This is a genomic window from Ruegeria sp. HKCCD4884, from assembly GCF_013110855.1.
Taxonomy (GTDB): domain Bacteria; phylum Pseudomonadota; class Alphaproteobacteria; order Rhodobacterales; family Rhodobacteraceae; genus Ruegeria.
In genome coordinates this window covers 256,251-282,427 of the sequence record NZ_WVRJ01000006.1, presented here as the reverse complement: position 1 = coordinate 282,427, position 26,177 = coordinate 256,251, and the positions used below count along the sequence as shown (strand labels likewise).

Here is a 26,177-nt window from a genome sequence, read left to right as displayed (position 1 = left end):
TCAGCAATCGCCCTCGCAGCACTCGTTATCTATTGGCTATGAGTCCTGACCCTAGGTTTGCTGGTGACAACAACACTGGCAAGTAAAGCAACAAGCCAAGACAAAAACCAATTCCGCAAATCCCTTGGAATATGAGCCTGCGACGCCGGTCACTTTCAATCGAAGCCGCGGACAGTGGAACTCAAAACGGCCAAAAGAAATAGGCAAAGAAGAGAAACGTCAACGCAGCTGCCGAAGAAGGGTTCGCCGACGGGTTATCAATGGAAACCCACAAAAAGCCTTCGGACAATTGCTGAATTCCAAAGAAAAGTGGAAAGCTGGCTAGCGGAAGAAATCGTTCGCTCATTTGCAACGCCAAACGTATCGTAAGACCACTGCAGGCTATGATTGCTGCACCGGCTACAAAACTGGCTTGTGATGAGAAACACAAGCTTAGACCACCTTTACCGTTTTAAATAGCTGAAGTACGTTGAAGCAAAGAAAACTTTTCATTCCGAAGTACTAGCTTGTGCTGGCTAAAGGCGGCATTGTCTGTTGTCTGGCCAACTATTTAGGAAACGGTGCTGTCAGGTAAATCCGGACCAGTCAAATCGGACCAACCAGCGGAATGTTTGTCGTTCTGCACCGACGATCTCAGCGACACTGCGAAGAAGTTGGTTAAAAAGTTAAGTGTCTCTATGTTTTCTTCCGACATACCAAGGAATGCCGATAGCCTGCACCACGCGGATTTTCGGGCTCGTCTTTTGACCTTCTTCCCCATGCTGTTTGTCTTGACCAACGAAATCGCTCCGGCCTTGAGTTTTTGCAAAGACCGTATTCACACCATTGTTCAAAAGGGTTTTTACGAGTGATTGAGCGCGGTGAAACCTGTGTTTTCCTGCAGGCTCACGACCTCTCATGAGAGATCCGAAGATCGAAATTAAGGCAAAGATTAAGGAATGTGGGCACAAGAAACTCATCGATGACAAGTTCTGGTAATAGTTATGCCAATATCGCTATCTATTACTGCATCATCCTGCCGATCTGTTGACTAGTCCGGTTTTAATGAGGGGGTATCTCGGCAGGGTTAGGGGGATGCCCGCTCTGGTCCGTTTTGGACCGGGTAAGTGCGGCATCCCCTGCCGTATCGGACAGCAGAATTCTTACGTAAACGGTACTCAGTCGATCTTGTTGCGCTGCGCGTGCGGTGTGACGCCAAAGCTGGACCGGTACACACGCGAAAAATGGCCGGGGTTTTCGAACCCGCAGGCAATTGCGATCTCAGTGACCGAGGCCTCGGTTTGCAGCAGCAGCTTCTGAGCCCGCTCCAACCGCATCTCCATAAAATACTTCTTGGGTGACGTATTCAGATACTTCCCGAACAACCTTTCAAGCTGCCGAGTGGAAATTCCAAGCTCTTCGGCAATGAAAGACGGTGAGACGGGGGTTTCTATACTGTCCTGCATGATGTTGATCGCCTTGGCGAGATGCGCGTTACGCATGCCATTGCGTGATTGCAGCGATACCCGCTGTTTCGCCGTTGCATTGCGCACCGCATTGTAAACCATCTGATCGGCCACATCGATTGCCAGCTCTTCGCCATGGTCACGCTCGATCAGGTGAAGCATCAAGTCTGCCGTTGCAGTACCGCCGGACGCGGTAATGTGCTTTTCGTCAGCCACAAACACGCTGCGGACCAGATTAACTTCGGGAAACGCTTCCATGAAAGCGTCATGGTATTCCCAGTGGATCGCGGCCTGCATACCGTCCAGAAAACCGGCCTCGGCCAATACCCAGGCACCCGAGCAAAGGGCCCCGATCGGTGTGCCGCGGGCGCGTTCGCGTCGCAGGGTAGCCAGCAAAGGGCGCGTGACATGCTTGCGCATACGGATACCCGACAGAACAAAAAGCTGATCACATTTGGTCAGTTTTTCCAGTCCGGAATGCACCAATGTGACTGACCCGTTGGAACACACCGCTTGTTCGCCCTGCTCGGACACGAAGTTCCAGCTATAAAGGTCTTCCCCGCTTACAAGGTTTGCAATGCGCAGCGGTTCGACCGCGCATGAGAATGCGAGGTGCGAGAACTCTTCAACCAAGACAAATGTGATGTGCCGCGTTTTTGGCATGAGTTGTACCGTTTTGAAATTGGGGCAGCGCCCAAATGTGAGTCTATTTTGCAGGCGCCCATGCTGCACGAAAATTTTTTGTATACAAGTTGTATTTTGTTAGAATACATAACAGCCACCGCGCACGATTCGAGCGCAGCGCAAAAAGAACGGATTCAGGGAATGAAAGACGAAGCCAAATCGCGTAAAGCCGCGTTACAAGAGCATCTGAAAACATCCATCCTGACGCTGCGCCTGCAGCCAGGCACAGATCTGGACGAAGCGCATTTGTCCGACGAATTTGGTCTGTCACGCACACCGCTGCGCGAGGTCTTCAGGCAATTGGCCGGAGAAGGCTATCTTGACCTGCGAACAAACCGCAGCGCACGGGTATCCGAGATGTCGTATACCACGCTGCGTGATTTCTTCCTCGCTGCCCCAATGGTGTACGGCGCAATCCTGCGTCTGGCGGCGGTGAACGCTCGCCCTGCGCAAATCGAAGCCCTTAAAGACGCACAGCAAGCGTTCAAAACGGCGCTGCGCAAGGGCTCTGGCGAAGACCGAGCACTGGCCAACAACCGTTTTCACGATGTGACCGGCGAAATGTCCGGAAATGTCTACCTTCTGCCGTCGTTCAACCGACTGCTGATCGATCACGCAAGGATCGGCATGACGTTTTACCGCCCGCAAAGCGGTGAAATGTCGGAAAACCTGTCTCTTGCCAGCCAACAGCACGACGCGATCATCGCAGCCATCGAAGCGCGGGATGAAGTCGCTGCTGCGAAGCTAGCCGAAGATCACTGGAACCTGTCACGCGATCAAATTGAAATATTCGTGATGCCTGACGCGCTGGATGTCCCAATGGGCGTCCCGCCCCTTTCGAAACCTGTATGAGGACGGAATGAACCCGATTTTCAAGTTTGAGGGTATCTATACCCCTGTGGTCACGCCCTATCACGACGATAGCAGCGTGAACTGGGACGCCCTGTCCGACGTGATCGAATACCTGATCGAGAACGGCGTGCATGGTCTGATCTCCGGCGGATCGACCGGTGAAAACTATGCCCAGACCGTGGAAGAACGGCTGGAGCTGGCCAAATTCACTCATGAGAAGCTGAACGGCAGACTGCCGTTGGTGGTTGGCACAGGCGCGATGCTAACGTCGGACTCGATTGCTTTGGCATCGGGCGCACGTGAGATTGGCGCAGATGCGATCCTGCTGGCCAGCCCACCCTACTCGGTGCCGACCGACCGGGAAAATGCGCTGAACGCGTTAGCCATCGACAAGGCCGCCGATCTGCCCGTAATGCTTTACAACTATCCCCACCGCACCGGCACGATGATGGGAGAGGAGTTCCTTGACCGTGTAGGCCGCAGCCGAAACTTCTGCGGCATCAAGGAAAGCTCGGGCGATATTAACAGGGTGCACCTGTTGGCGCGGGACTATCCTCACATCCAGCTGGGCTGCGGAATGGACGACCAGGCGCTAGAGTTCTTCGCCTGGGGCGCACCGTTCTGGGTCTGTGGCGGGTCGAACTTCCTGCCTGCCGAGCATGTGGCGCTTTACAATGCCTGCGTGATTGAGGGGAATTTCTCCAAAGGTCGGCGGATCATGTCGGCCATGATGCCGCTGATGCGGGTGTTGGAACAGGGAGGAAAGTTCATCCAGACCATCAAGCATGGCGTGACTATGAACGGGATCGATGCGGGCGCCATGCGGCCTCCGCTGAAGGGTCTGAACAAAGACGACAAACGCGCGTTGGAACAGGTGACGCGTGTGCTCAAGAAGACAATCGCTGACATTGTGGCTGAGGGGTAAGAGACATGGATCTGCTGACACAGGACGAATACAAATCCATCGCCGCAGGCTTGACGCTGCCCACAGGCGCTTTCATCGACGGTGCATTCCGTCCTGCGATTTCGGGTGAGACCTTTGAGACAGTGAACCCAGCCACTGGTGCCAAACTGGCGGATATCGCGTCTTGCGGCGCGGCGGATGTGGACTTTGCTGTCGAAAAGGCGCGCGAGGCGTTTGACGATGGCCGTTGGTCCAAGCTTCATCCGAGCGAACGCAAAGATGTGCTGATCCGGTTGTGCAAACTGATGACCCGCAATGCGCGCGAACTGGCGGTGATGGAAAGCATCGACAGCGGTAAGACCATCTTTGATTGCGAAACCGTGGACGTGCCCGAGACGATCCACTGCCTGAAATGGCACGCCGAGGCGATTGACAAGATTTACGATCAAGTCTCGCCCGCCAGCGACGATCACATCGCCATGGTGGTGCGCGAACCAATTGGCGTTGTCGGCCTGGTGCTGCCCTGGAACTTCCCGCTGCTGATGCTGGCGTGGAAAATCGGGCCTGCTCTGGCGGCGGGCTGTTCGGTCGTGGTGAAACCCGCGACTGAGACAACGCTGACCGCCCTGCGAATGGCTGAGCTGGCGATGGAGGCTGGCCTGCCGCGCGGCGTTCTGAACATCGTTCCGGGCGGCGGCGCAGAGGTTGGTGAACCCATCGGGCGGCATATGGACATCGACATGGTCTCCTTCACAGGCTCGACCGTGACCGGCAAACGGTTCCTGACCTATTCCGCCGAAAGTAACGCCAAAGAGGTGGTGCTGGAGATGGGCGGTAAAAACCCGGCCATCGTCATGGATGACGCTGAAAACCTCGACCGAGTGGCCGCGCATGTCGTCAACGGCGCGTTCTGGAACATGGGCGAGAACTGCTCGGCCTCTTCCCGACTGATCGTGCACAAGGATGTGAAGGCCGAGTTGCTGGAGCGTATCGCGCATCATGCCAAACAGTGGAATATCGGCGACCCGCTGGACCCGGAAACCCGCATGGGCGCGCTGGTAAGCGAAGGGCATTACAACAAGGTCTGCGGTTATCTGGATCAGGCCGAGAGCGTGGTGATCGGCGGTAAAGCCGACAAAGGCTTTGTCGAGGCTACGGTGGTCGAAGTACCCGGCAATGATGCAACTCTGGCGCGGGAAGAGATCTTCGGCCCGGTTCTGTCGGTGATCGAAGTGTCAGGCTTTGACGAAGCCATCAAGATCGCCAATGACACCGATTATGGCCTGTGTGCCTCGATCTTCACGGCCAATGCCAAGCATGCCATACGCGGTGCGCGGGCCATTCGGGCGGGCACTGTGACGGTTAACAGTTTTGGCGAAGGCGACATCACCACGCCGTTTGGCGGCTACAAGCAGTCTGGCTTTGGCGGTCGCGACAATTCGGTCCACGCCCATGATCAGTACACCCAGTTGAAAACCATCTGGATCGATCTGGCCGATGACGCAGACGAGGCCGTGGATTGACGCGGTTCGAGGCCAAAAGACTACCCCGGCAGACAGGTCCGGCGGGATGGAATGCCATCCTGCCGCCTCAGACACCTCTGCCGGAGCTGGACAAGGACCTGACCGCCGAAATCACCATTGTCGGCGGTGGGTTTGCCGGGCTCAGCACCGCGCGGCGTCTGCATCAACTGGATCCGTCACTCAAGATCGTTCTGCTGGAAGCGGGCCGATTTGCGGATGGCTCTGCGGGGCGGAATTCGGGCTTCATGATCGACCTGCCCCATGATCTGGCCTCGGACAACTATGCGGGCGATGCGTTAGAGGCGGATCGTGCTGCCATTGCGTTGAACCGCAAGGCCATAGCTTTTGCGACCGACGTAGCCTCGGAACGTGCTCTGCCGCAAGAGATGTTCGACCCTTGCGGTAAGTACAATGCCGCTGCCACCAGGGCGGGCGACGCGCATAACCGCGAATTCGCTCAGCACCTGACGAAACTGGGCGAGCCGCATACGCTCTATGACCAGCAGCAGATGCAAGAGATCACGGGCAGCCCACACTACACCTCGGGGCTTTACGCGCCGGGTACAGTGATGATCCAGCCCGCAGCCTATGTGCGGGCGCTTTCAGCCCAATTGGCTGAACGGATTGACGTGTTCGAGAACTCGCCCGTCACCAGTTTCGAAAAGCAGGGCGCAGGCTGGGTGGTCAACACTGCCAAAGCCAGGGTCAGCACCGGGCGGATCATTCTGGCAAATAACGGCCATCTCGAAAGCTTTGGATTCTACCAACGACAATTGATGCATATCTGCCTTTACGCCTCGATCTCGGCCCCGCTGACCGAGGCACAGATCAAGACGCTAGGCGGTCAATCGCGCTGGTCGGTAACACCGGCCGATCCGATGGGCACATCGGTACGGCGCATTTCCGGCAGCTACGGCGATCGCATCCTGATCCGCACCGGTTCCAGCTTTCATCCAACGATCGAAACCAGCGCGACGCGGATGCGCAATGCTGGCCGGGTACATGACCGCAAGTTCAAGGAACGCTTCCCGCACCTGCCAGGCGTCAAGATGGAGCACCGCTGGGCCGGAATGCTCTGCCTTAGCCGAAATGGGTCCGCAGCGTTTGGTGAGCTTGAAAACGGCGTATTTTCTGCCTGCTGTCAAAATGGTCTTGGCATCGCCCGAGGGACCCTGCAGGGCATGGGTATCGCGGAACTGGTGATGCAGGGCGGGTCGGAAATCGCGGATCACTTTCTGGCGCAGCCGGACCTTCCGCGCCTGCCGCCCGAGCCATTCGCATCGCTTGGGGCAAACAGCTACCTGTTCTGGAAAGAATGGCGATCCGGCAAGGAATGATGTGTCGGCGTCAGGGCAAGCTGAGCTTGGCCATACGCCCGCCATCCACCGTGTAAACCTGCCCGGTAATAAAACCCGCATCTGCTGACGCCAGAAAGGCGACGAGCGCTGCAACCTCTTCGGGTTGCCCGGTCCGGGCCACAGGGTGGATTTTGGCAACGTCACGACGAAATGCAGCGGGATCGGGCATGGATTCAATGAAATCCTCGTTCAGATCGGTATCGATCCATCCGGGTGCCACCGCGTTGCAGCGGATACCTTCGGCCCCGTGATCCACGGCGACGGCGCGGGTCAGACCATGCAGACCCGCTTTGGACGCACAATAAGCCGCGTGACCGGGATTGCTGCCCAAACCTTCAATAGACCCGGTGTTGACGATGCTGCCACGGGTTTGACGCAGATGCGGCAGCGCGGCTTTGATCATCAGGAACGGTGCGGTCAGGTTGACCGTGAGATTGCGATGCCAATCCTCAAGGCTCATGTCTTCGACCAAGGCTTCCTGCATTATACCCGCGTTGTTGATCAATACATCCAGGCGCCCAGCATCAGAGACCACTTCATTGACTACCTGTGCAGGGCTGGCGGGGTCGTTGAAATCCGCTGCGATGCCTTGAAACTGGCTGTCTTCTCCTCGTTGCGCGGTAAAGACCTGCGCGCCTTCATCCCGCAACCTACGGGCAATGGCCTGACCGATACCGCTGCGCCCGCCTGTGACCAGCGCCACTTTTCCCTCGAACCGCTTCATGAAACGGGCTTTCCTCCGTTGACCTCAACCAGCGTACCGCAAACATAACGCGACGCGTCCGAGACGAGGAACATGATGACGTCTGCAATATCCTCGGGCTCGGCGATGCGGCCCAGCGGCACGGTCTGGCCCAGCTCGGCCACGGCCGTATCTGGATCAAAGCCGCGCTTTTCAAAACCTGAGCGCAGCATAGGCGTATTCACCTCATTCGGGCACACAGCGTTGATGCGGATACCCTGATGGGCATGGTCCATACCCATACATTGGGTCAGGGACGCAATGGCCGCTTTGGTCATGCAATAAACGGCGTGATTGGGACCGGGGCGCAGCCCCCAACAAGACGCGGTGTTAACGATAGCGCCCCCTCCTGTTTCAGCCATGATCGGGATCGCCGCGCGACAGATACGAAACGGGGCTTCGACATTGACGCCCAGTGACAACGACCAATCCGCATCCGACGTGTCAGTGACAGACCCGCGTGTGATGACACCTGCGTTGTTGATCACGATATCGAGCCCGCCCAGCGCAGCCGCCGCGGCCTGGGGCAATTGGTCGGCATAGTCTGGATCAAGCAGATCGCCGGGCAGATGCGCCTCGGCCTCAATGCCATCGATCGACCGGTCCGCAACCGCGACCCGCGCACCAGCTTCGCGCAAACGCTCAACGATTGACGCCCCGATGCCTCCTGCCGCACCAGTGACCAAAGCCGATTTTCCATTCAGGTTCATGAGATCATCCACAGTTAGAACGACGCAATAGGGGTGCCGAATTGACCTTCATCAGGCACCACACCCAGCCCCGGCCCGTTTGGTAACGCCACATGTCCGCCTTTGATCTGGATTCCATTTTCAGGATCATAGTTGCCTTCGATATAAGGCGCGGCAAGCCAGACGCCTTCCAACAGATCGGGCCGAACCGTTGCACCGACATGAGTGCAGGCCGCAGCGATGATATCCCCACCCCAGCTGTCATCGCAGGTGTGCGGAAGGTTTCGGGCTTCGCAAATGTCGCGGAAAGCGCGCATGGGGTTCAACCCGCCGATCCGAGTGACTTTCATCCCGAACCCATCGACCAGACCGATCCCTGCTGCCGAGATCACAGTGTTCAGACTGGTGCTGTTTTCGTCCATGTAAATGCCGTGCGTGACCTGAGGCCGGATCTTCTGCAAATCCTCCATGGTGTTGCAGGGCTGTTCCATGATGAACGGAATTTCAGGGCATTCGCGGCTGACGCGCAAAGCGTCGCGCGTGGTCCAGCCCCGATTGCCATCCACAGCCAGACGTGTACCCGACCCTTTGACAACGTCCCAGACCTTGCGGATGGTTTCGATGTCGATCTCAACCGGGCGGCCCCCGACCTTGATCTGTAAACGCGGGTAGCCTTCGGCCATCTTTTCGGCGGCCAGACGGGCAATATCGTCCGGCGCACCAACGCCAGTGGCATAATAGGACGGCACCGTGTCTGTGGTTGCTCCGCCCAGCAGATCGCAGACAGGAACGCCCAGATGTTTGCCCAACACATCATGAACTGCGATATCGATTGCTGCTTTGGCATAAGCGTGCCCGTTCAGCAGCCCATCCATCTGGCGATGCAAGGTTAGCGGAAGTGCTTCGGTTCCGATCAGGCCGGGGGCCATTTCGAGCAATGCAGCGCGGGCGCCTTTTGCGTGTGCCTCAGCATATGTCGGGCCAACCGGGCAAGTTTCGCCCCAACCCACCAGACCATTATCCGCAACAACTTTGACCAGAGTAGTATCCAGCGACCAAACCTGTGCGTTGGCCATAGTGTAGGGTCCGTTTTTAACCGGCAGGTCGTAGCTGTAGATATGGAGTTCGGCGATCTTCATGTTTCTCTGCTTGTCCTGAACGAAAAAGGGCCCACCCGGATTGCGGGCGGGCCAGTACGGGGAAATTGTATCAGTAGGTCTGGTTCAACTCATCCGCCGCCGGGATTTCCCTTTCGCGGCGCGCGATATAGTCGAGAAGCGCCTCGTTTTTGGCTTCGTCCAGTTTTGGCTCTTGGTACTCGGCCAGCAGTTTTCGTGCGTGCTTCAAGGCGCGTTCGGTGATTTCCACTTCGCCCTCAGCCACCCATTGTTCGATCGAGTTGTTGTCAAAGAGTTCAGGCATAAAGAACGCCGTCTGGAAATTGTCCTGCGTGTGCGGATGGCCAAGGTAGTGACCACCAGGGCCTACATCGGGAACCGCCGCAAGCGCCTGATCAAAATCGTGCCACTTCGGGCCTTCCGCCATGCGGTAAGCCATCGCGCATTGTTCGGCATCCACCACGAACTTGGCGACTGAACAGTGCATGCCCGCCTCATTCCAGCCTGCCGAATGCCAGATATAGTTGGCTCCGGCGTGGATAACAGCGCTGAGCGTTGTGGCGGATTCGTATCCCGCTTGCGCGTCAAACGTCTTAGCCCCGCCCAACGTGTTCGAAGTGCGCCACGGCACGTCGTAATACCGCGCCATCTGACCGATCATGAAATTCATCAAGCTGATTTCTGGCGTTCCCGCCATGGGCGCACCGGATTTCATCGACACGGTCGACAGGTAGTGCCCCCAGATCGCAGGTGCACCCTTGCGGATCACCTGTGTGTAGGCCAGCGCCGACAACGCCTCGGCTGTCAGCTGCGCTACGGTCGCGGGCACCGACGCGGGTGTGTTCGCACCACCCAAAACGAAGGGCGAGCACAAAACCGGCTGGTTGCGTCGGCTAAAGGCACGCATCGCGCCCAGCATGGTTTCATCCCACACCAGAGGGCTGTTGCCGTTGCAGTTGCCGGTGGTGACAGGATGGTCGTCGATAAAGCCTTCACCGAACAGGATATCGCACATATCCATCACATCCTCGGCATTCTTGGGCGAGGTGGTCATGCCCATGAATGTCTTGTCCGAGTACTTCATCGACGAATAGGTGATGCGCAGATGCCGCTGGCTGATCGGGTGATCATAAGGCTCGACAATATGGTGAGCCGAGCTGTGCAGCGCAGGCATCATGTGCGAAAGCTTATGGAACATCGCCAGATCATCCAGCGTCGGGTTCCGCCGCACGTCATCCAGATCGCGCAGGAAAGGCGCGCCGGTCATCGGAACAAAGATCGAATGCTTGCCACCCAGCGCAAGGTTCTTTTGCGGGTCGCGCGCATGATAGGTGAACTGCGCCGGGATCGTCGAGATCAGCTCGCGCACCATGTTGCGGTCCAGATAGACCAACTCTCCGACAACCTTGGCACCGGCTTTCTTCCAATCTTCCAGAGCGATAGGGTCGCGGAACTGAACGCCGACGTTTTCCAGAATGTCCATTGCGGCGTTGTCGATGCGTTCGACCTGACTTCCGTCCATGACTTCGCAAACGGGAATGCCTCGGGTCAGGCCCGGCAGCATGGCAAAGTTTGGAGCGGTACGTTGGGCGCGGCGGGCAGAGCGTCCACCGGACCGTGCAGCTGTGCGAGTAGTCAAAGGGCAATCCTCCAATTTTCACACAAACTGGCGGATTCGCAGAGCCGTCACCTCTCTGATTGCGATATGTGCTTGCAGGAAGCGACACGTGCCACATCCCAGGATTTTCGTGCGCACGCAGCGCAAGTGAACCTTTGGTTACCTTTCGTTAAGTAACCTGCTTCACTGTCAAACAGGTGCATACATCTGCAACACGTACCCGTATGGTTGTTTCAGGAGGGGCGCAGAAATGCACCAAACGACGGAAATGCTGATCATCGGCGCCGGTTTTTCAGGGCTGACCATGGCGCTTGAGGCCCGCAAACGTGGCCTCTCCGATATTGCGATTCTGGAAAAGGCCGATGATATCGGTGGCACGTGGCGCGAAAATACCTATCCCGGCGTGGCCTGTGATGTGCCCTCGCACCTTTATTCCATGGCCACCCATCCGAACCCGCACTGGAGCCGTGCTTATGCCGGGGGTGCCGAAATTCAGGCCTACCTGAAAGACGTCGCGCGACAAGAGGGGCTTTATGATCTGTGCCATTTCGGGCGTGAACTGAAGTCGGCCAGATGGAATGGCGGCCGCTGGCACGTTGAAACCGTCGATGGGGATCTATGGTCGGCCCGGTTTCTGGTATCTGCAATTGGGGCCTTGCATCATCCGAGTATTCCGAATCTTCCGGGCGCAGAAAGTTTTCCCGGCCCCAGTTTTCACTCGGCCCAATGGGACCACCAAGTGGATCTGACGGACAAAGAGATTGCAGTTGTAGGCACCGGGGCGTCGGCTGTGCAATTCGTGCCTGAAATTGTCAAACTCGCACGCCATGTCACCATCTTTCAGCGCAGCGCGCCATACGTGATGCCGCGTCCGGATGGCCCGATCGCGCCGTGGGTACGCAAGCTATACGCCCGCATTCCTTTGTTGCCACGTATCAGACGCAAGCTGATTTTCATGTTTTTTGAGTTCCGTCACCGCGTGTTCCGGGGCGAAGAGCGGGCGATGAATTTTGCTCTGAAGATGTGGCGAAAATCGCTGGAAACCGCGATCACCGACCCAGAGGAACGGCGCGTTCTGACACCTGACTACCAGATCGGCTGCAAACGCATTCTCAGCTCGAATGACTGGTACCCTACGCTCGCCCGCGACAATGTCAGCGTCATACCGCAGGGTGTGGCCCGTATCGCCGGGGATAAAATCATGGCAGCGGACAGGACTGAGGTCCGGGCTGATGTGCTGATCTGGGGCACCGGCTTTCACGTGACCAATGTGGTTGAGCGGCTGGACATCACGGGCTCTGACGGACTGACACTGCGCAAGGCATGGGCAAACGGCATGAACGCTCATCTGGGCACATCGGTCGCAGGATTTCCCAATTTCTTTGTTTTGCTGGGTCCGCATACAGGTTTGGGCCACAACTCGGTCGTGTTGATGATCGAAGCGCAGGTCGAGCACATCGGTCGACTCCTTAGCGAGATGAAGCACAAAGGGTTTTCCGCTATCACACCTGACAAAACGAAACAGGCGGGCTTTACGCAGGAAATGGCGGATCGTCATGCCGACAGCGTCTGGCAGTCCGGGGGTTGCACCTCGTGGTACATTGACGCGGACGGTAGGAACACGACTCTTTGGCCGGGAACTGTTGGCGAATTTCAAAAACGCATGGCACAGTCAGGGCTGGAGCAATACATTCCCGTTGGACCCGGAGATAGCTAAATGACAATTGTTCTAAGTCTGATCGCAGCTTTTATCGCCTTTCTTCTGGCCATGGCTTTGTGGACCCGAAAGATAATGCGTCAGGGTCTGAAAACCGTGCCACAGCTGGGTCAGATTGTGCCCGTTCAGGGCGGCAGCATTCACTTTGTGGAAAAGGGCGATCCCAACGCACAAACCATTGTCATGATTCACGGCCTCGCCGGTCAGTTACAGCACTTCACGTATGCGCTGGTGGATCAACTGTCAGAGGAATATCACGTCATAGCGCTGGATCGGCCCGGATGCGGGTACTCGACACGAGACAAGGCAGAACTGGCACATTTACCGCAACAAGCCGCAATGATTGCCGAATTTCTGGAGACTAAAGGCGTGGATCAAGCCGTACTGGTGGGACACTCGCTGGGAGGCGCGGTGTCACTGGCACTGGCTTTGGATCATCCCCAGCGGGTGTCCGGCCTGGCTTTGTTGGCCCCGCTGACGCATAGGCTGCCTGAAACGCCGGTGATCTTCAAACCGCTCGAGATCCGGACAGAATGGCTGCGTAGCCTGATCGCCAACACGATCGCTGTGCCCATGGCCTCAAAAACAGCACCACACAGTCTGGGCGTGGCCTTTGGGCCGGAAACCCCACCGGATGACTTTCTGGACCGTGCAGGTGGCGCGCTTGGGCTGCGTCCTTCGGCATTTGTCACCGCCTCGCAGGATGTCATAGGATTGGATGCCAGCTGCGATGCACAGGTGGCCAGGTATCCCGAGCTGTCTGTGCCGGGGGGTATCCTCTACGGTCGTCAGGACGCGCTCCTGTCTCCGGCGTTTCACGGCCCTCCGATGACCAAATATGGCCTGAGTTACGAAGAACTGGACGGGCTGGGTCATATGATTCTGATTACAGAACCGGAAACATGCGCTGCGTTTATCCGCAGGATTGTAGAAACAACGACAGTCCCTCGTACGTCCATGCAGAATGCGGTGCCCGAAGCCTTGAAAGAAATCCCCGGTTAGGGTGATTTCCCTCTTGACCCTCCCCGGCCCCTCGCTTACATCGCCTCTCACTCAAGGCGGAGTAGCTCAGTTGGTTAGAGCAGCGGAATCATAATCCGCGTGTCGGGGGTTCAAGTCCCTCCTCCGCTACCATCACCCCCCCACTCTAGATTCTTGGTTCGAGACGAAGGCGCTTATGCGTCCCTTAACCTCAATCGGAATAACGTCGTTTTCCATCGGAGACACAACGATTTCAGAAACCAGGTATCTGATGTTACCCTGCGCCTTGGCGTCTGGTTTTTAAGCACGATTAACCGTTGAGGCCGCAAGACCCTGAACAGCGCGGATAGCCAACGGAACCGTCGAGCTCTGTTATGCGCTCAGCAATTGCACAACGGTTTCCGCCAGGGTCGATTTTCCTGATGCAGGGGGGCTGGCGATTGCGACAATCGTCCGAACCCCCGCCCTGCCTCCGGAAGGTGATCAAGTCGCACACGCGCCTTGCATCCTGCTCAATCAGGCGGCGTCTTCTTTTGGTGGTTCCTTGGCTCCGGTCATAAAGGCCACAGCGTCAGACATCGTGTAATCCTTGGGGTCAATCGTGCAGAGTCTTTTGCCCAGCCGGTGCACGTGAATGCGGTCAGCGACCTCGAAGACATGCGGCATGTTGTGACTGATCAGGATGATCGGAATGCCGCGAGCCCGCACATCTTGGATCAGTTCAAGTACTTTGCGGCTTTCTTTCACGCCCAACGCAGCCGTCGGTTCGTCCATGATGATGAACTTGGTCGCAAAGGCCGCTGCGCGCGCAACGGCCACGCCCTGTCGCTGGCCACCGGACAGCGTCTCAACCGCCTGATTGATCGACTGGACGGTCATCAGGCCAAGCTCGGTCAGTTTGTCCCGTGCGAACTTCTCCATGGCGGGGCGGTCGAGCTGACGCATGTACTTGCCCATGAAACCCGGTTTGCGGATCTCTCGCCCCATGAACATGTTGTCCGCAATCGACAGGGCAGGAGACATGGCAAGTTGCTGATAGACGATTTCGATACCCATATTCCGGGCGTCGATTGGAGAGGTAAAGTTTACCTTCTTTCCTTCAATCAGAATCTCGCCTTCATCCGGGATCGTGGCGCCGCAGATTGCCTTTACGATGGAAGACTTGCCCGCGCCGTTGTCCCCGATCACCGCCAGAATTTCTCCTTGCCGCAGTTCAAAATCGGAGTGATCGATGGCGGTCACGTGGCCATAGCGCTTTACGATCCCACGTCCTTGGACGACTGGAGTTGCGTCTGACATTAGCCCGATACCTTTCTGATCCACTGGTCAACGGCGACCGCTGCGATGATGAGAAGACCGATGAGCAGGAAGGTCCACTGCGCATCTGCACCCAATAGCCTCAGCCCAAGGGTGAACACACCGACGATCAGCGCTCCGAACAGCGACCCCAGAATCGAGCCCCGCCCACCGAACAGAGAGATGCCGCCGATCACAACCGCTGTGATACTTTCAATGTTGGCCAATTGGCCGGACGTTGGCGAAACAGATCCGATGCGCCCGATCAGGGCCCAACCCGCGAAGGCGCAGATTAGACCAGACAGCATGTAGACGGACATAAGGGTTCTGTGGACGTTGACACCGGACAGCTCGGCGGCCTCGGGGTCATCCCCGACCGCGTAGACATGCCTGCCCCATGCGGTGTGTTTCAGCGCATAGGCCAGCACGAAAATCAGTATCAGCATGAACATCACGCCAACGGTGAATGTGGCGCCGCCGATGCTGAACTTGGTGCCAAAGAATTGCAGGAAGGGGGCGTTGGCCTCAATATCCTGACTGCGGATGGTTTCGTTTGCGGAATACAAGAAATTGGTGGCCAGAACGATTTGCCACATGCCCAGCGTCACGATGAACGGGGGCAGTTTAACGCGACTGACAAGCCAGCCGTTGATCGCTCCGATTGCGGTGCCGACGGCGAGGCCGCAAAAGACCGCGACAGGCACGGGGATGCCATATCGAAAGGTGAACTGCCCCATGATCACGGACGAGAACACCATGATCGCACCGACGCTCAGGTCGATGCCTGCGGTCAGAATGACAAGGCTCTGTGCTGCCGCCACAATGCCGACAATCTGGACCTGCTGCAGGATCAGAGTCATCGCGAAGGGCGAGAAAAACTTGGAGCCCAAAAGCAGCCCGAAGATCAGGATTGCACCGACCAGAACGATCAGAGGCACGAAAGATGGGTTGACGTGGAGAAGATGCTGCAACTTCCCTAGAACGCCGCGCCGATGGTCTTCGAACTCTGCAACAGTTTCTGTTCGACTGGCCGCAGTTTCGAATTCCTGGGTGCCTTGGTTTGCTTCGGACATCTCTCCCCCTTTTCGTGGATCGCGTTGTCCCACGAGGTCAGCTTACAGGAAGTTTCAGTTTTATGGTGAATGGAATGATGAGGCGCTCAGGTGCGCCTCATCCATAAGGTTTTTGCTTAGCCCCAGCAGAGCTCCAGACCTTCTGCGACTGAGATGGATTCCACCCCATCAACCGGTTGATCGGTGATCAGAGCAACGCCCGTATCGTAGAAGTCCTTGCCAGGAGTGTTTTCCGGCTTCACGCCTTCGTCGGCCCATTTCTTGATGGCTTCAACGCCAAGTGACGCCATCAACAGTGGATATTGTTGGCTGGTGGCCCCGATAACACCAGCTTCCACATTCTGGACCCCGGGGCAGCCGCCATCGACCGAGACGATCAGTACGTCATTTTCGCGTCCAATGGATTTAAGCGCCTCGTAGGCACCGGCTGCTGCCGGTTCGTTGATCGTGTGTACAACGTTGATGGACGAGTCCTTGGCCAGCAGGTTCTCCATCGCGCGACGCCCGCCTTCTTCGTTGCCGTCCGTCACGTCACTGCCAACCAGTCGTGCGTCGGTTTCGTCTCCGATGACGTTAGGATCTGCCAATTCCACCCCGAAGCCGTCGAGGAAACCCTGATTGCGCAAGACGTCTACGGTGGGCTGGCTAACGTTCAGATCAAGCGTTGCAATCTTTGCATCCGCGGCTGCATCGCCCATCTTGGCCTTCGCCCACTGTCCAATAAGCAGGCCTGCCTTGTAGTTGTCCGTGGCAAATGTAGCATCGGCAGAGTCAATCGGGCTTAGCGGTGTGTCCAACGCGATCACCAAAAGACCGGCATCCCGCGCCTGCTGAACCGCAGGGACAATCGAGCTTGTGTCCGACGCAGTAAGCAGGATGCCTTTTGCGCCGTCGAGAATGCAGGTTTCAATGGCTTGCACCTGCGTTTCATGGTCGCCGTCCACCTTACCTGCAAACGCCTTAAGGGTCATTCCAAGCTCTTCAGCTTTGGCCGTTGCGCCTTCTTTCATCTTTACAAAGAATGGATTGGTATCTGTCTTAGTGATCAGGCAAACGGTTTCTCCGGCCGCGTGTGCAGACGCCGCAGCCACTGTAAGCGCGGTAGCAGACGCGGCAATCTTGAATAGATTTTTCATGTTGTCCTCCCAGAAAATTGTTGTTGCCCCGCATGGCCCGCCAACGAGGCTCGCCCTCATCCTCTAATGAAGGTCTTTTTCAAGAAAAAGTGATTCTAGCCTTCCTGTCAATAAATAAATAAAGTTTATTTATTAATTTACCCAGACGCCTTTTCATAAGAAAACAAGGTGTTTATGTTCAGGATTATGGAGAAAGAGGCGCTCAGAACACTGACCGGCGGGGTAAGTCAAAGCGGGGTTCGCGATCACAACGAACGTCTGATTTTGACAGTTTTACAACGACATGGCCCCACCGCTGGCGCCGACGTCGCGAGATTGACGGGCCTTTCTCCTCAGACTGTATCAATTATTCTGCGCAAGCTTGAAAAGGATGCGATTCTTAAGCGTGGAACCCCACTGCGCGGGAAAGTTGGAAAGCCCTCGATCCCAATGGAATTGAACCCGGAAGGTATCTTGTCGGTTGGGATGAAGATCGGGCGGCGTAGCGCCGACCTGCTCTTGATCGACTTTACAGGTACACCACGCCGCCAACTTTCCACGACTTATGACTATCCGCTACCAGAGGTCATTTTCGGGTTTTTGGAAACTGGTTTGGACACGCTTTTGTCCCACGAGCCGCAGAGGCTTCGTGATCGTGTTTGTGGGATCGGGATCGGGACCCCATTCGAACTTTGGAAATGGCACGATCTGTCTGGGCTTGCCGCAAAAAAATTCCGGTCCTGGAGAAACGTGAACTTCTTTTCCGAGGTTGCCAAGTTCAGCGATCTGCCGGTTTTTGTGGTCAACGACGCAACAGCTGCATGTCACGCAGAACATCTCTATGGGCGTGGGGCAGAATACCGTGACTACTTCTACTTCTTTATTGGCTCAATGATCGGGGGCGGTGTTGCGCTGAACGGAACCGTGTTCGAGGGCAACCAAGGCAATGCCGGCGCATTGGGCGCCATGCGCACGACGGGCCCATTGGGTGAGAGCCAGCAACTGATCGACACGGCGTCGCTGTTTTTGCTCGAGGATAGATTGATCGAAGCGGGTGTCGACCCGGGGATTCTATGGAAAAAGCCGCAGGATTGGAGCAGCATCTCTCGCTATGTCGAGCCATGGATTGGCACAACGGCGCAAGAATTGGCCAAGGCCGCTCTTTCAATTTGCGCTGTCATCGACTTTGAAGCGATTTTCATTGATGGCGCCTTCCCGCCTGAAGTGAGGGAAGAGCTGGTCTCGCGGGTTCGCAGATACCTAATTAACCAAGACAAACGCGGTTTGATACCTCCAGTTGTGGAAGCCGCCGCGGTCGGGGAAAACGCACGTGGCATTGGTGCGGCTAGCAGCCCAATTTTTCGCCAGTTTTTGCTGAATACTAATGCCGGGCTCTCTGGAATGTAGCCGCAACTCGTCCGGGTCAAACCCCTTTGGCAGTCACGACGAGCCAGAAACCCTCTCTTATCAAATCGACCCAAACTGTCCTATTGGTGCGGACGTCAGACGGCTATACGGGAAGCTAAACAACAACCGCCGGCCGATACAAATTACCAAAACGCGAGACAAAGCGAAACTATGCCATGTAACGTAAATCGCCTACACAGGACTGCAAATCACTGGGTACGGAGACTGGCTCGTGGCAGAAATTCCGATCAGGTCGTTCCTTGTATCGCTTGTAGCTGTTCGAGAAATAGATACGCGGTATGAAGTTCTACTCTTAAAAAGAACACAGTCACTGATAGGCGAGTGGTGCCAAGTGGCAGGAGGTATCGAAGATGGTGAATCGGCCTGGCAAACGGCTGTGCGAGAGCTTTTCGAAGAGACAGGATTGAAGCCTAACGCTCTGTATTCAGGCGATATATGCGAGCAATTTTATGAACCAGATCGCGATGCAATTACCGTGGCGCCCGTATTTGTCGCATTCGTGGCTGCTTCAGCGACGGTGGTACTGAATCATGAGCACAGTGATTACCGGTGGGTTAGTTTCCAAGAAGCGATTGAGATGGTGGCATTTGGTGGGCAACGGCGCGTTCTTCGCTGGATAGAAAACGAGTTCGTCAAACAAACCCCGAGTAAACACCTTCTGATTACAGGCATCTAAAGCAAGTTCGACGCGGCCCAATGTGCTCGGAGCTGACTTTCGCCAAGATCCACGTTGGTGCCGCTCTGCCCCCTTTGGCTCATTCCTGCCGTTCATCACGTTTGGAATTCTACAAAGCGGCCTCAGTTACATCGGTACCGCCGGGAAAAATGACGTTCGACGACGTCCAAGATCCCGCCTTTGACCTGAAGGTCACCGCGAGATTCAACCATGTCCCTTTCGCCTTGCGGATCGCGGAACCCGTTTTTTACAGAGAGTTGTTGTGTGGGGTTTGTGCCCAAACGGACCTCCGCCACCAAATCCCTCAACACAAAAAGCTGATTTTGAAGAAAAATCACAGCTGTTCTTGCGTTCTTCCCACCATCATTCCGGCCGCTTTGTGTTTCAAGCGCCATTTAGGGAAAGCAGGCTGGCCCGGCATTCGACATACGCTTTGGTCTGATACGCCTTCCAAACGCCGGTGTCGCCAGCGAAAAAGCGCTACTTTCTCTGTGCGCGCGAAGTCCGAATCCCAATTCACAGCACATATCGATTTATTTTTATGTTTAGATGACGGAAAGATACTCAGAGTTCATCAACGATATTGGCCAAGAGGTACAACTCAATGGCATACCGCGTTCTTCGAGAACCGTTTCTTCATTTCCTTCTGATGGGTGCGGGAATCTTCGTGCTGTTCGCACTGGTCGGAAGCAACGAACCTGACTCCGAAGCGATTGATATCACCCAAACCGATATCGAAGCTTTGGAACGGCAGTTTGAAGCCATTTGGAGGCGCAAGCCCGACGGCGAAGAGTTGGATGCGCTGATTACCAATCTGGTCCTTGAAGAAGTCCTGGTGCGCGAGGCGCGCGCCTTGCGTATGGACGAACAAGACCCGATCGTCCGCAATCGCCTGCGTCAGAAGATGGAGTTTATTGCAACTTCGGCCGCAGGTGCGGCATCGCCAACACAAGAGGATCTGCAGGAGGTATATCGCGCCCATTCGGAGGAGTTTCGAACTCCGTCTCAGATTGCGTTTGAACAGGTGGTTCTTGATCCCGCATTTGCTGCGCAGGCCGAAACCACTTTGATCGCGCTGAATGATGGACGCAAGCCTGAGGGGTTGAGGAATCTGACCCTCCTGCCCTCAGAAGTACCGCTCGCTCCGACTGTTCGTATAGACGGCGTGTTCGGAACTGGATTTGCGACAGCGCTGGAACAGCTTCCGGATGGCCTTTGGGCAGGTCCGGTACAATCCGGCTATGGGCTGCACCTGGTGCGGGTGACTGACAGAACGCCAGCCGAACTTCCCGATCTGGCAGATGTTGAAGACAAAGTGCTGGCCAAGTGGCGGGAAATTAACCAGTCAGAGGTCAGAGACGCGTTCGTGCAGGGATTGCAGGACAAGTACCAGATCACTGTCAATAATGACCTGCGGGCGGTCAACTGATGCTGCGCCACATTGCGTTCATTCTGGGTCTTGGCGTGCTGACCATCTTTCAGGCAACAGCTGTACATGCCCACGCTCTTGAACCGGGTTATCTTGAGATCACCGAAACCGGCCCAGAAAGCTATCGCATATTCTGGCGAAAACCGGATGTGCAGGGACAACCGATGGCGATTGACGTCAGCTTGCCCGAGCAATGCGAAGTTGCCCATCCCCCTGCCCCGTATTTCGATGGCGCGGCCTGGGTGTCGAGTTGGGAGACCACTTGCGGCGACGGGATCGCTGGGGCGAACCTTGCAATTCCCGGCCTTGAACACACGCAAACGGATGTATTGGTACGGGTGCACCTGTTGGAGTCGCTCGCGACCAGCGCACGCCTGACGCCGACAGAAACCACATTCCTCATCCCTGCCGAAACCACCCGCCTGTCGGTGCTGGTGACCTATGTGGAATTGGGGACAGAACATATCCTTGAAGGGTTCGATCACCTGTTATTCGTTTTCGCCCTGCTTTTTCTGATCCGGGACGTCTGGCGTCTGATCGGAGCAATCACCGCATTTACAGTTGCCCATAGCATCACACTGGCCTTGGCGTCGCTTGGGTTGCTTCACGTGCCTGCTCCGCCAGTTGAAGCCGTCATTGCATTGTCGATCGTGTTTCTGGCGGTCGAAATCGCCAAGCGAAACCACGACACACTGCGCCTGTCTGAACGATGGCCCTGGATCGTGTCATTCTCGTTCGGGCTGTTGCACGGTCTGGGCTTTGCAGGTGCTCTTAGCGAGATTGGTCTGCCTCAAGGTGATATTTTTGTGGCACTCCTTGGCTTCAATATCGGTGTCGAGATTGGCCAATTGCTGTTTGTTGGTGTTGTCTTGACGCTTGGCGTTGTGTTCACACGGCTTATTCCTGCGGCAGGCCGCATCCAAACCGAACAGAAGGGCTTGGCTGATACGATTGTCAGCTACGCGATTGGTGCAATCGCATCTTATTGGCTAGTGGAGCGTGTTGTAGGATTTTGGACGTAGACAATGGAACACAGCAGCCCGTCAATTTCGGGACCCAATTTTGCCGTGGGTTAATCTGTGGCTTTAGTGTCCAAGACAAATCTCAGCCGTCACCACGCAGAAGCCAACCACCGCCATAACAAGCACCAAGTGCTGCTATCATCCAATTTACGGCAAGGTTATGCTGCGGTTTACGCGGGTCGCTTGATGAGTTTGCGTAACCCCGCCCGCTTCGACACGGACTGACAGTTTTTCCGTCCCACTGAATTTTTCGAAATAGGCAAAATCAATTCTGTCCAGCAAGCTCATGTCCTGACATTGGACAACATAGTCCGCCTGAAACTCCGCGTGACCCTCGCTGGCGGATTTTCCAGAGGCCACATCGACCTGATCCGCAATGTCGTGTGTGAGGATGACATTGGCGGATGCGGTGAAACATCCTGCTTCTTCCGGGACAACAAACAGGTCCAAGGGCTCGGACAATTCAGAAATCGCGATAGCGACTTGCGTACGTTCGTCATCATTGGACACCGGAGCTTCAAATCCCACGATGTCCACGCTGGGCACACTGAGCTTCAACGAAAACCCTGTCTCAGTCAGGACGACGTCCAACTGACCTGTGCCATGTTGATGCGGCGTTGTCACCTGCGTTGCTTGCGCTGCAAGAGCTGCAGGAAACAGGAACATGGCCAGGACTGCACACTTCATTAACCAAACCGCCACAAACAGAATCACAACGCTGATTCTAGCGCCAATCAACCGCGGTGCAATTGCAACGGCCTGTTCCGACCCCACCAGATATGGGGAGTTTAGCTGCGCTGCGCTTAGAATTTATTTCCGACAATAAAACTCAGGTTGACTTTACTGAGTAATTCACTCAGTTATTCAGGCGCAATGCCAGCGGTACATCCCGGCACAATCAGACAAGAAAGTACCAATTCCATGACCAAATTGTTTTTAGCCGCCAGCGCTCTGACACTTTGCGCAGCGACCGCCGCGTTCGCCGGTGACGCGCCCGCCAAGGCAGATGTACTGGAAAACTACGCCAATATTGCTGAAGCAAAATTTGATGACAGCCTGATCGCAGCCAAACGCCTCCAAACAGCCGTTGATGCGCTGATCGCAGATCCTTCGGAGGCCACATTGAACGCAGCCCGCGCCGCCTGGATCGCTGCACGCGTGCCCTATCAACAGACCGAGGTTTACCGCTTTGGCAACGCCATCGTTGATGAGTGGGAAGGTAAGGTGAATGCATGGCCGCTGGACGAAGGTCTGATCGATTATGTCGACGCAGCCTATGGCGGTGCCACTGACGAGAACGAATTTGCCGTATTGAACGTCATCGCCAACCCGAGTTTCGAGTTGTCAGGCGCGTCCATTGACGCCGGCGAAATCACCCCCGAACTGTTGAGCGAAACGCTGCACGAGGCAGATGGAATCGAAGCCAACGTGGCCACAGGCTATCACGCGATCGAGTTCCTGTTGTGGGGGCAGGACATGAACGGCCACGGCGCAGGTGCAGGCAACCGCCCGGCCACCGACTATGTGCAGGGCGATGACTGCACTGGCGGCAATTGTGACCGTCGCGCCCAATATCTGAGTGCTGCGACCAACCTGTTGGTCAGTGACCTGGCCTGGATGGCAGATCAGTGGAAGGAAGGCGGAGCAGCCCGTGCCGCCCTGATGGAGAACGAGGCCGCTGGCGTCAGTGCAATCCTGACGGGCATGGGCTCACTGTCTTACGGTGAGCAGGCAGGTGAACGGATGCGTCTGGGGCTTATGCTGAACGATCCCGAAGAAGAGCATGACTGCTTCTCGGACAATACACACAACAGCCATTACTATGATGGTCTGGGCATTCAGAACGTCTATCTGGGCAGTTACACTCGCATCGACGGCACCCCGGTTTCGGGCGCGTCCTTGTCGGATCTGGTTATCGCAACCGACCCGGCGCTGGACACCGAGATGAAGGCGAAAATGGCCGCAACCATGCAAGCCTTGGGCAAGATCAAATCGACTGCGGAAGCAGGGTTTGCTTATGACCAGATGCTGGAGCGCGGCAATGAAGGTGGCGAGGCCCTGATCATGGGTGGCGTCAACGGTCTGGTCGATCAAACCAAAACCATCGAACGCATCGTAACAGCACTTGAACTGGACGGGATCGCGTTTGAAGGGTCCGACAGCCTGGATAACCCCAACGCCGTTTTCCAATAACCCCCGAGCGGGCCGGGAATATCTGTTTCCCGGCCCATATACCCACCTGATCACCTGAAAAAACCCGAGCCAACGACAATGATTGTCTGCCACTGCACCAACATCTCTGATCATGATATCCGCGCCGCCATCGACTGGATGCGCACGGCAGATCCACAGACCATTATCACCCCCGGCAAAATCTACCATGCTCTTGGAAAGTCGGCGGATTGCGGCGGGTGTATGCCCCTTTTCCTAGACACGATGCGGTCAAGCGATAGTCTGGAAGTCCCCATGCAACTGCGTGCCTTACGCGCAGCAGTAACTCAGGAGAAAGCAGATGAAGGGCGATCCAAAGGTCATCGAATATCTCAACAAATCTCTGCGGCATGAGCTGACCGCAGTCAGTCAGTACTGGTTGCATTACCGGCTGCAAGAGGATTGGGGCCTTGGCCATATGGCCAAGAAAAGCCGCGAGGAAAGCATCGAAGAGATGCAGCACGCGGACAAGCTGATCGAGCGGATCATCTTTTTGGAAGGCCACCCCAACCTGCAGAAACTGGACCCGCTGCGCATTGGGCAAACGCCCAAGGAAACACTGGAATGTGACCTTGCTACCGAACTGGACGCGCGCGCGCTTTATGCCGAGGCACGCGATCATTGCCGCGAAGTGGGCGACTATGTCTCAATGTCGCTGTTCGAAGGATTGATAGCGGATGAAGAAGGCCACATCGACTTCCTCGAAACGCAGCTCGACCTGTACGAAAGGATCGGTGAAGCAAATTATGCGCAACTCAACGCGTCAAAAATGGACGAAGGCGAGTAGCCTTTTTGCCTTGATGGTGGCCGCTTTTGCGGCCGCCCCTGCCCAGTCTGCGGATCTGAAGGATCTGCATCTGAACATCACCCCCCGAACCACGGATGAACGCGCCCGCATCGCTGTCGTCACGGCCCCACCGCAGGACTTCAGCGCGCCGCAGCCGTTTGAAGAGCTCTCTGCCGGAGCCGCGACTGTACGCGTGTGTAATAACGCAGATGCGTTTTCACAGCCCTCCGGCAATCTGAGTTTCGATCAAGAGCTGGACTTCAAGGTCGGCAATGGGTTGTTCAAAAAAATCTGGGTCTCGTCGCCGTCCTCCACGCTGGCCTCTGACGGGTTGGGGCCGCTGTTCAACGCACGATCCTGCCAACGCTGCCATATCAAGGATGGGCGCGGGCATACCCCGAACGGACCTGAAGACAAGGCGATTTCCATGTTCCTTCGGATCTCGATCCCCGGAGCGCCAGAAGATGGTCCTGCCGAGATCGAAGACTACATCGCAACCCTGCCGGATCCCAACTATGGCGGGCAGATGCAGGACTTTGCGTTGGCAGGGCATCCGGCAGAATACCGACTGGATATCGCGTACAAGGAAATCCCTGTAGAGTTATCAGAGGGTGAAACCGCATCACTGCGCCACCCGACCTATGGGGCTGCAAATCTGGGCTATGGGCCGTTGCACCCCGATGCGATGCTGAGCCCTCGGGTCGCACCTCAGATGATCGGGCTAGGTCTGTTAGAGGCGATCCCGGTTCAAGATCTGTTGGCACAGGCTGATCCTGACGACATGGATGGCGATGGTATTTCAGGGCGCCCAAATATCGTCTGGTCCGTCGAATATGGGGCACCAATGATGGGTCGGTTCGGGCACAAGGCGGGAATGCCGACAATCATGGAACAATCGGCTGCGGCATTTGCCGGAGATATTGGAATTTCCAGCCCGCTTTATCCTGCCCCGCAAGGCGATTGCACCAAGTTGCAACTGAACTGCGTTGAAGCTCCACATGGCGACAGTGACGTACGCGGATTCGAGATTGATCAGCAAGGCATGGATCTGGTCGCCTTCTACAGCCGCAATCTGGGCGTGCCCGGTCGCCGGGATGTAAACAGCCCCGAAGTGCTGCGTGGGAAAGAAGTGTTCCACACCACGGGCTGCGCGTCCTGCCATACGCCGTCGCATGTCACCCATCGCATGGAAGACCGGCCCGAACACAGTTTTCAGCTGATCTGGCCGTATACCGACCTGTTGTTGCATGACATGGGCGACGGTCTGGCAGACAACGGCCCCGAGGCCCGCGCAACGGGTCGCGAATGGCGCACGCCGCCTTTGTGGGGCATTGGTCTGACCCAGCGTGTATCGGGCCACACACAATTCCTGCATGACGGACGGGCGCGTAATCTGCTAGAGGCGATCTTGTGGCATGGCGGTGAGGCACAGGCTGCGCGCGACACCGTTGTTTCGATGCCCAAGTCAGACCGTGATGCCTTGATCCGTTTTCTGGAAAGCCTTTGACC

General features: G+C 56.3%; 24 protein-coding genes and 1 tRNA gene. 15 read left to right on the top strand and 10 right to left on the bottom strand.

All coding sequences use genetic code 11. The annotated features are described in order from the left end of the window. Positions 1–181 precede the first annotated feature (181 nt). Positions 182–430, bottom strand: coding sequence for a DUF6629 family protein (locus GS636_RS22905; protein WP_371808724.1), 249 nt, complete (start codon positions 428–430; stop codon positions 182–184). 727 nt (positions 431–1,157) lie between these two features. Next, complete coding sequence (locus GS636_RS11610; protein WP_171669560.1) at positions 1,158–2,108, bottom strand: GlxA family transcriptional regulator; 951 nt, start codon at positions 2,106–2,108, stop codon at positions 1,158–1,160. 162 nt (positions 2,109–2,270) lie between these two features. On the opposite strand from GS636_RS11610, the gene GS636_RS11605 reads away from it, so the two are divergent. The 4 genes from GS636_RS11605 to GS636_RS11590 are packed head-to-tail and all read left to right on the top strand — an operon-like array spanning position 2,271 to position 6,745. After that, a complete protein-coding gene (locus GS636_RS11605) occupies positions 2,271–2,981 on the top strand; it encodes a GntR family transcriptional regulator (protein ID WP_171669559.1) in 711 nt (236 codons plus the stop codon). A 7-nt stretch (positions 2,982–2,988) separates the two neighbouring features. Beyond that, positions 2,989–3,906 carry a dihydrodipicolinate synthase family protein gene (locus GS636_RS11600; RefSeq protein WP_171669558.1) on the top strand — a complete coding sequence of 306 codons (918 nt, stop codon included), beginning with the start codon at positions 2,989–2,991 and terminating at the stop codon, positions 3,904–3,906. 5 nt (positions 3,907–3,911) lie between these two features. Further along, positions 3,912–5,408, top strand: coding sequence for an aldehyde dehydrogenase (locus tag GS636_RS11595; RefSeq protein ID WP_171669557.1), 1,497 nt, complete (start codon positions 3,912–3,914; stop codon positions 5,406–5,408). Further along, positions 5,405–6,745 (top strand): FAD-binding oxidoreductase, encoded by a 1,341-nt coding sequence (locus tag GS636_RS11590; RefSeq protein WP_171669556.1) that lies wholly within the window; start codon positions 5,405–5,407, stop codon positions 6,743–6,745. The genes GS636_RS11595 and GS636_RS11590 overlap by 4 nt, the downstream gene beginning before the upstream one ends. Before the next feature lie 10 nt (positions 6,746–6,755). Here GS636_RS11590 and GS636_RS11585 read toward each other — a convergent pair whose 3' ends face one another. The 4 genes from GS636_RS11585 to GS636_RS11570 form a co-directional block, all read right to left on the bottom strand. Further along, positions 6,756–7,490: an SDR family NAD(P)-dependent oxidoreductase gene (locus tag GS636_RS11585; RefSeq protein WP_171669555.1), complete on the bottom strand. Its 735-nt coding sequence runs from the start codon at positions 7,488–7,490 to the stop codon at positions 6,756–6,758. Next, positions 7,487–8,218, bottom strand: coding sequence for an SDR family NAD(P)-dependent oxidoreductase (locus GS636_RS11580; RefSeq protein ID WP_171669554.1), 732 nt, complete (start codon positions 8,216–8,218; stop codon positions 7,487–7,489). The genes GS636_RS11585 and GS636_RS11580 overlap by 4 nt, the downstream gene beginning before the upstream one ends. Before the next feature lie 14 nt (positions 8,219–8,232). After that, on the bottom strand, positions 8,233–9,336 hold the full coding sequence (locus GS636_RS11575) for a mandelate racemase/muconate lactonizing enzyme family protein (protein ID WP_171669553.1): 1,104 nt from the start codon (positions 9,334–9,336) through the stop codon (positions 8,233–8,235). A gap of 70 nt (positions 9,337–9,406) precedes the next feature. After that, positions 9,407–10,954, bottom strand: coding sequence for a trimethylamine methyltransferase family protein (locus GS636_RS11570; protein WP_171091364.1), 1,548 nt, complete (start codon positions 10,952–10,954; stop codon positions 9,407–9,409). Positions 10,955–11,183: 229 nt separating this feature from the next. On the opposite strand from GS636_RS11570, the gene GS636_RS11565 reads away from it, so the two are divergent. The 3 genes from GS636_RS11565 (at position 11,184) to GS636_RS11555 (ending at position 13,784) form a co-directional block, all read left to right on the top strand. Next, positions 11,184–12,650, top strand: a complete 1,467-nt coding sequence (locus tag GS636_RS11565) for an NAD(P)/FAD-dependent oxidoreductase (RefSeq protein ID WP_171669552.1) — start codon at positions 11,184–11,186, stop codon at positions 12,648–12,650. Beyond that, positions 12,651–13,652: an alpha/beta fold hydrolase gene (locus GS636_RS11560; RefSeq protein WP_171669551.1), complete on the top strand. Its 1,002-nt coding sequence runs from the start codon at positions 12,651–12,653 to the stop codon at positions 13,650–13,652. It begins immediately after the preceding gene. A gap of 55 nt (positions 13,653–13,707) precedes the next feature. Then, a tRNA-Met gene (locus tag GS636_RS11555) sits at positions 13,708–13,784 on the top strand. 363 nt (positions 13,785–14,147) lie between these two features. Here the strand turns inward: GS636_RS11555 and GS636_RS11550 are convergent. The 3 genes from GS636_RS11550 to GS636_RS11540 form a co-directional block, all read right to left on the bottom strand. Next, positions 14,148–14,930 carry an ATP-binding cassette domain-containing protein gene (locus tag GS636_RS11550; RefSeq protein WP_171093903.1) on the bottom strand — a complete coding sequence of 261 codons (783 nt, stop codon included), beginning with the start codon at positions 14,928–14,930 and terminating at the stop codon, positions 14,148–14,150. Beyond that, complete coding sequence (locus GS636_RS11545; protein WP_171188454.1) at positions 14,930–16,000, bottom strand: ABC transporter permease; 1,071 nt, start codon at positions 15,998–16,000, stop codon at positions 14,930–14,932. Before GS636_RS11545 ends, GS636_RS11550 begins: the two co-directional genes overlap by 1 nt. A gap of 116 nt (positions 16,001–16,116) precedes the next feature. Continuing rightward, positions 16,117–17,136 carry a sugar ABC transporter substrate-binding protein gene (locus GS636_RS11540; protein WP_171093906.1) on the bottom strand — a complete coding sequence of 340 codons (1,020 nt, stop codon included), beginning with the start codon at positions 17,134–17,136 and terminating at the stop codon, positions 16,117–16,119. Positions 17,137–17,322: 186 nt separating this feature from the next. Here GS636_RS11540 and GS636_RS11535 point away from each other — a divergent pair, with 186 nt between their 5' ends. From GS636_RS11535 to GS636_RS11520, 4 genes are all read left to right on the top strand, one after another. Then, the gene (locus GS636_RS11535) at positions 17,323–18,522 is read left to right on the top strand and encodes an ROK family transcriptional regulator (protein WP_171669572.1); all 1,200 of its coding nucleotides are present in this window, start codon (positions 17,323–17,325) and stop codon (positions 18,520–18,522) included. A gap of 232 nt (positions 18,523–18,754) precedes the next feature. Next, positions 18,755–19,219, top strand: a complete 465-nt coding sequence (locus tag GS636_RS11530; protein WP_171669550.1) for an NUDIX domain-containing protein — start codon at positions 18,755–18,757, stop codon at positions 19,217–19,219. A 604-nt stretch (positions 19,220–19,823) separates the two neighbouring features. Beyond that, the gene (locus GS636_RS11525; protein ID WP_171669549.1) at positions 19,824–20,648 is read left to right on the top strand and encodes a peptidyl-prolyl cis-trans isomerase; all 825 of its coding nucleotides are present in this window, start codon (positions 19,824–19,826) and stop codon (positions 20,646–20,648) included. After that, positions 20,648–21,670 carry a HupE/UreJ family protein gene (locus GS636_RS11520; protein WP_171669548.1) on the top strand — a complete coding sequence of 341 codons (1,023 nt, stop codon included), beginning with the start codon at positions 20,648–20,650 and terminating at the stop codon, positions 21,668–21,670. The genes GS636_RS11525 and GS636_RS11520 overlap by 1 nt, the downstream gene beginning before the upstream one ends. A gap of 147 nt (positions 21,671–21,817) precedes the next feature. On the opposite strand, the gene GS636_RS11515 is transcribed toward GS636_RS11520, so the two are convergent. Further along, complete coding sequence (locus GS636_RS11515) at positions 21,818–22,357, bottom strand: DUF2796 domain-containing protein (RefSeq protein ID WP_171669547.1); 540 nt, start codon at positions 22,355–22,357, stop codon at positions 21,818–21,820. 234 nt (positions 22,358–22,591) lie between these two features. Here GS636_RS11515 and GS636_RS11510 point away from each other — a divergent pair, with 234 nt between their 5' ends. The 4 genes from GS636_RS11510 to GS636_RS11495 all read left to right on the top strand — a co-directional run bounded on the left by GS636_RS11510 (position 22,592) and on the right by GS636_RS11495 (position 26,175). Further along, positions 22,592–23,863: an imelysin family protein gene (locus GS636_RS11510; RefSeq protein WP_171669546.1), complete on the top strand. Its 1,272-nt coding sequence runs from the start codon at positions 22,592–22,594 to the stop codon at positions 23,861–23,863. Between the two features lie 78 nt (positions 23,864–23,941). Next, complete coding sequence (locus GS636_RS11505; protein WP_171669545.1) at positions 23,942–24,235, top strand: bacterioferritin-associated ferredoxin; 294 nt, start codon at positions 23,942–23,944, stop codon at positions 24,233–24,235. Further along, a complete protein-coding gene (bfr, locus tag GS636_RS11500) occupies positions 24,183–24,668 on the top strand; it encodes a bacterioferritin (RefSeq protein WP_171669544.1) in 486 nt (161 codons plus the stop codon). The genes GS636_RS11505 and bfr overlap by 53 nt, the downstream gene beginning before the upstream one ends. 13 nt (positions 24,669–24,681) lie before the next feature. Beyond that, complete coding sequence (locus tag GS636_RS11495) at positions 24,682–26,175, top strand: di-heme oxidoredictase family protein (protein WP_171669571.1); 1,494 nt, start codon at positions 24,682–24,684, stop codon at positions 26,173–26,175. Positions 26,176–26,177 lie beyond the last annotated feature (2 nt).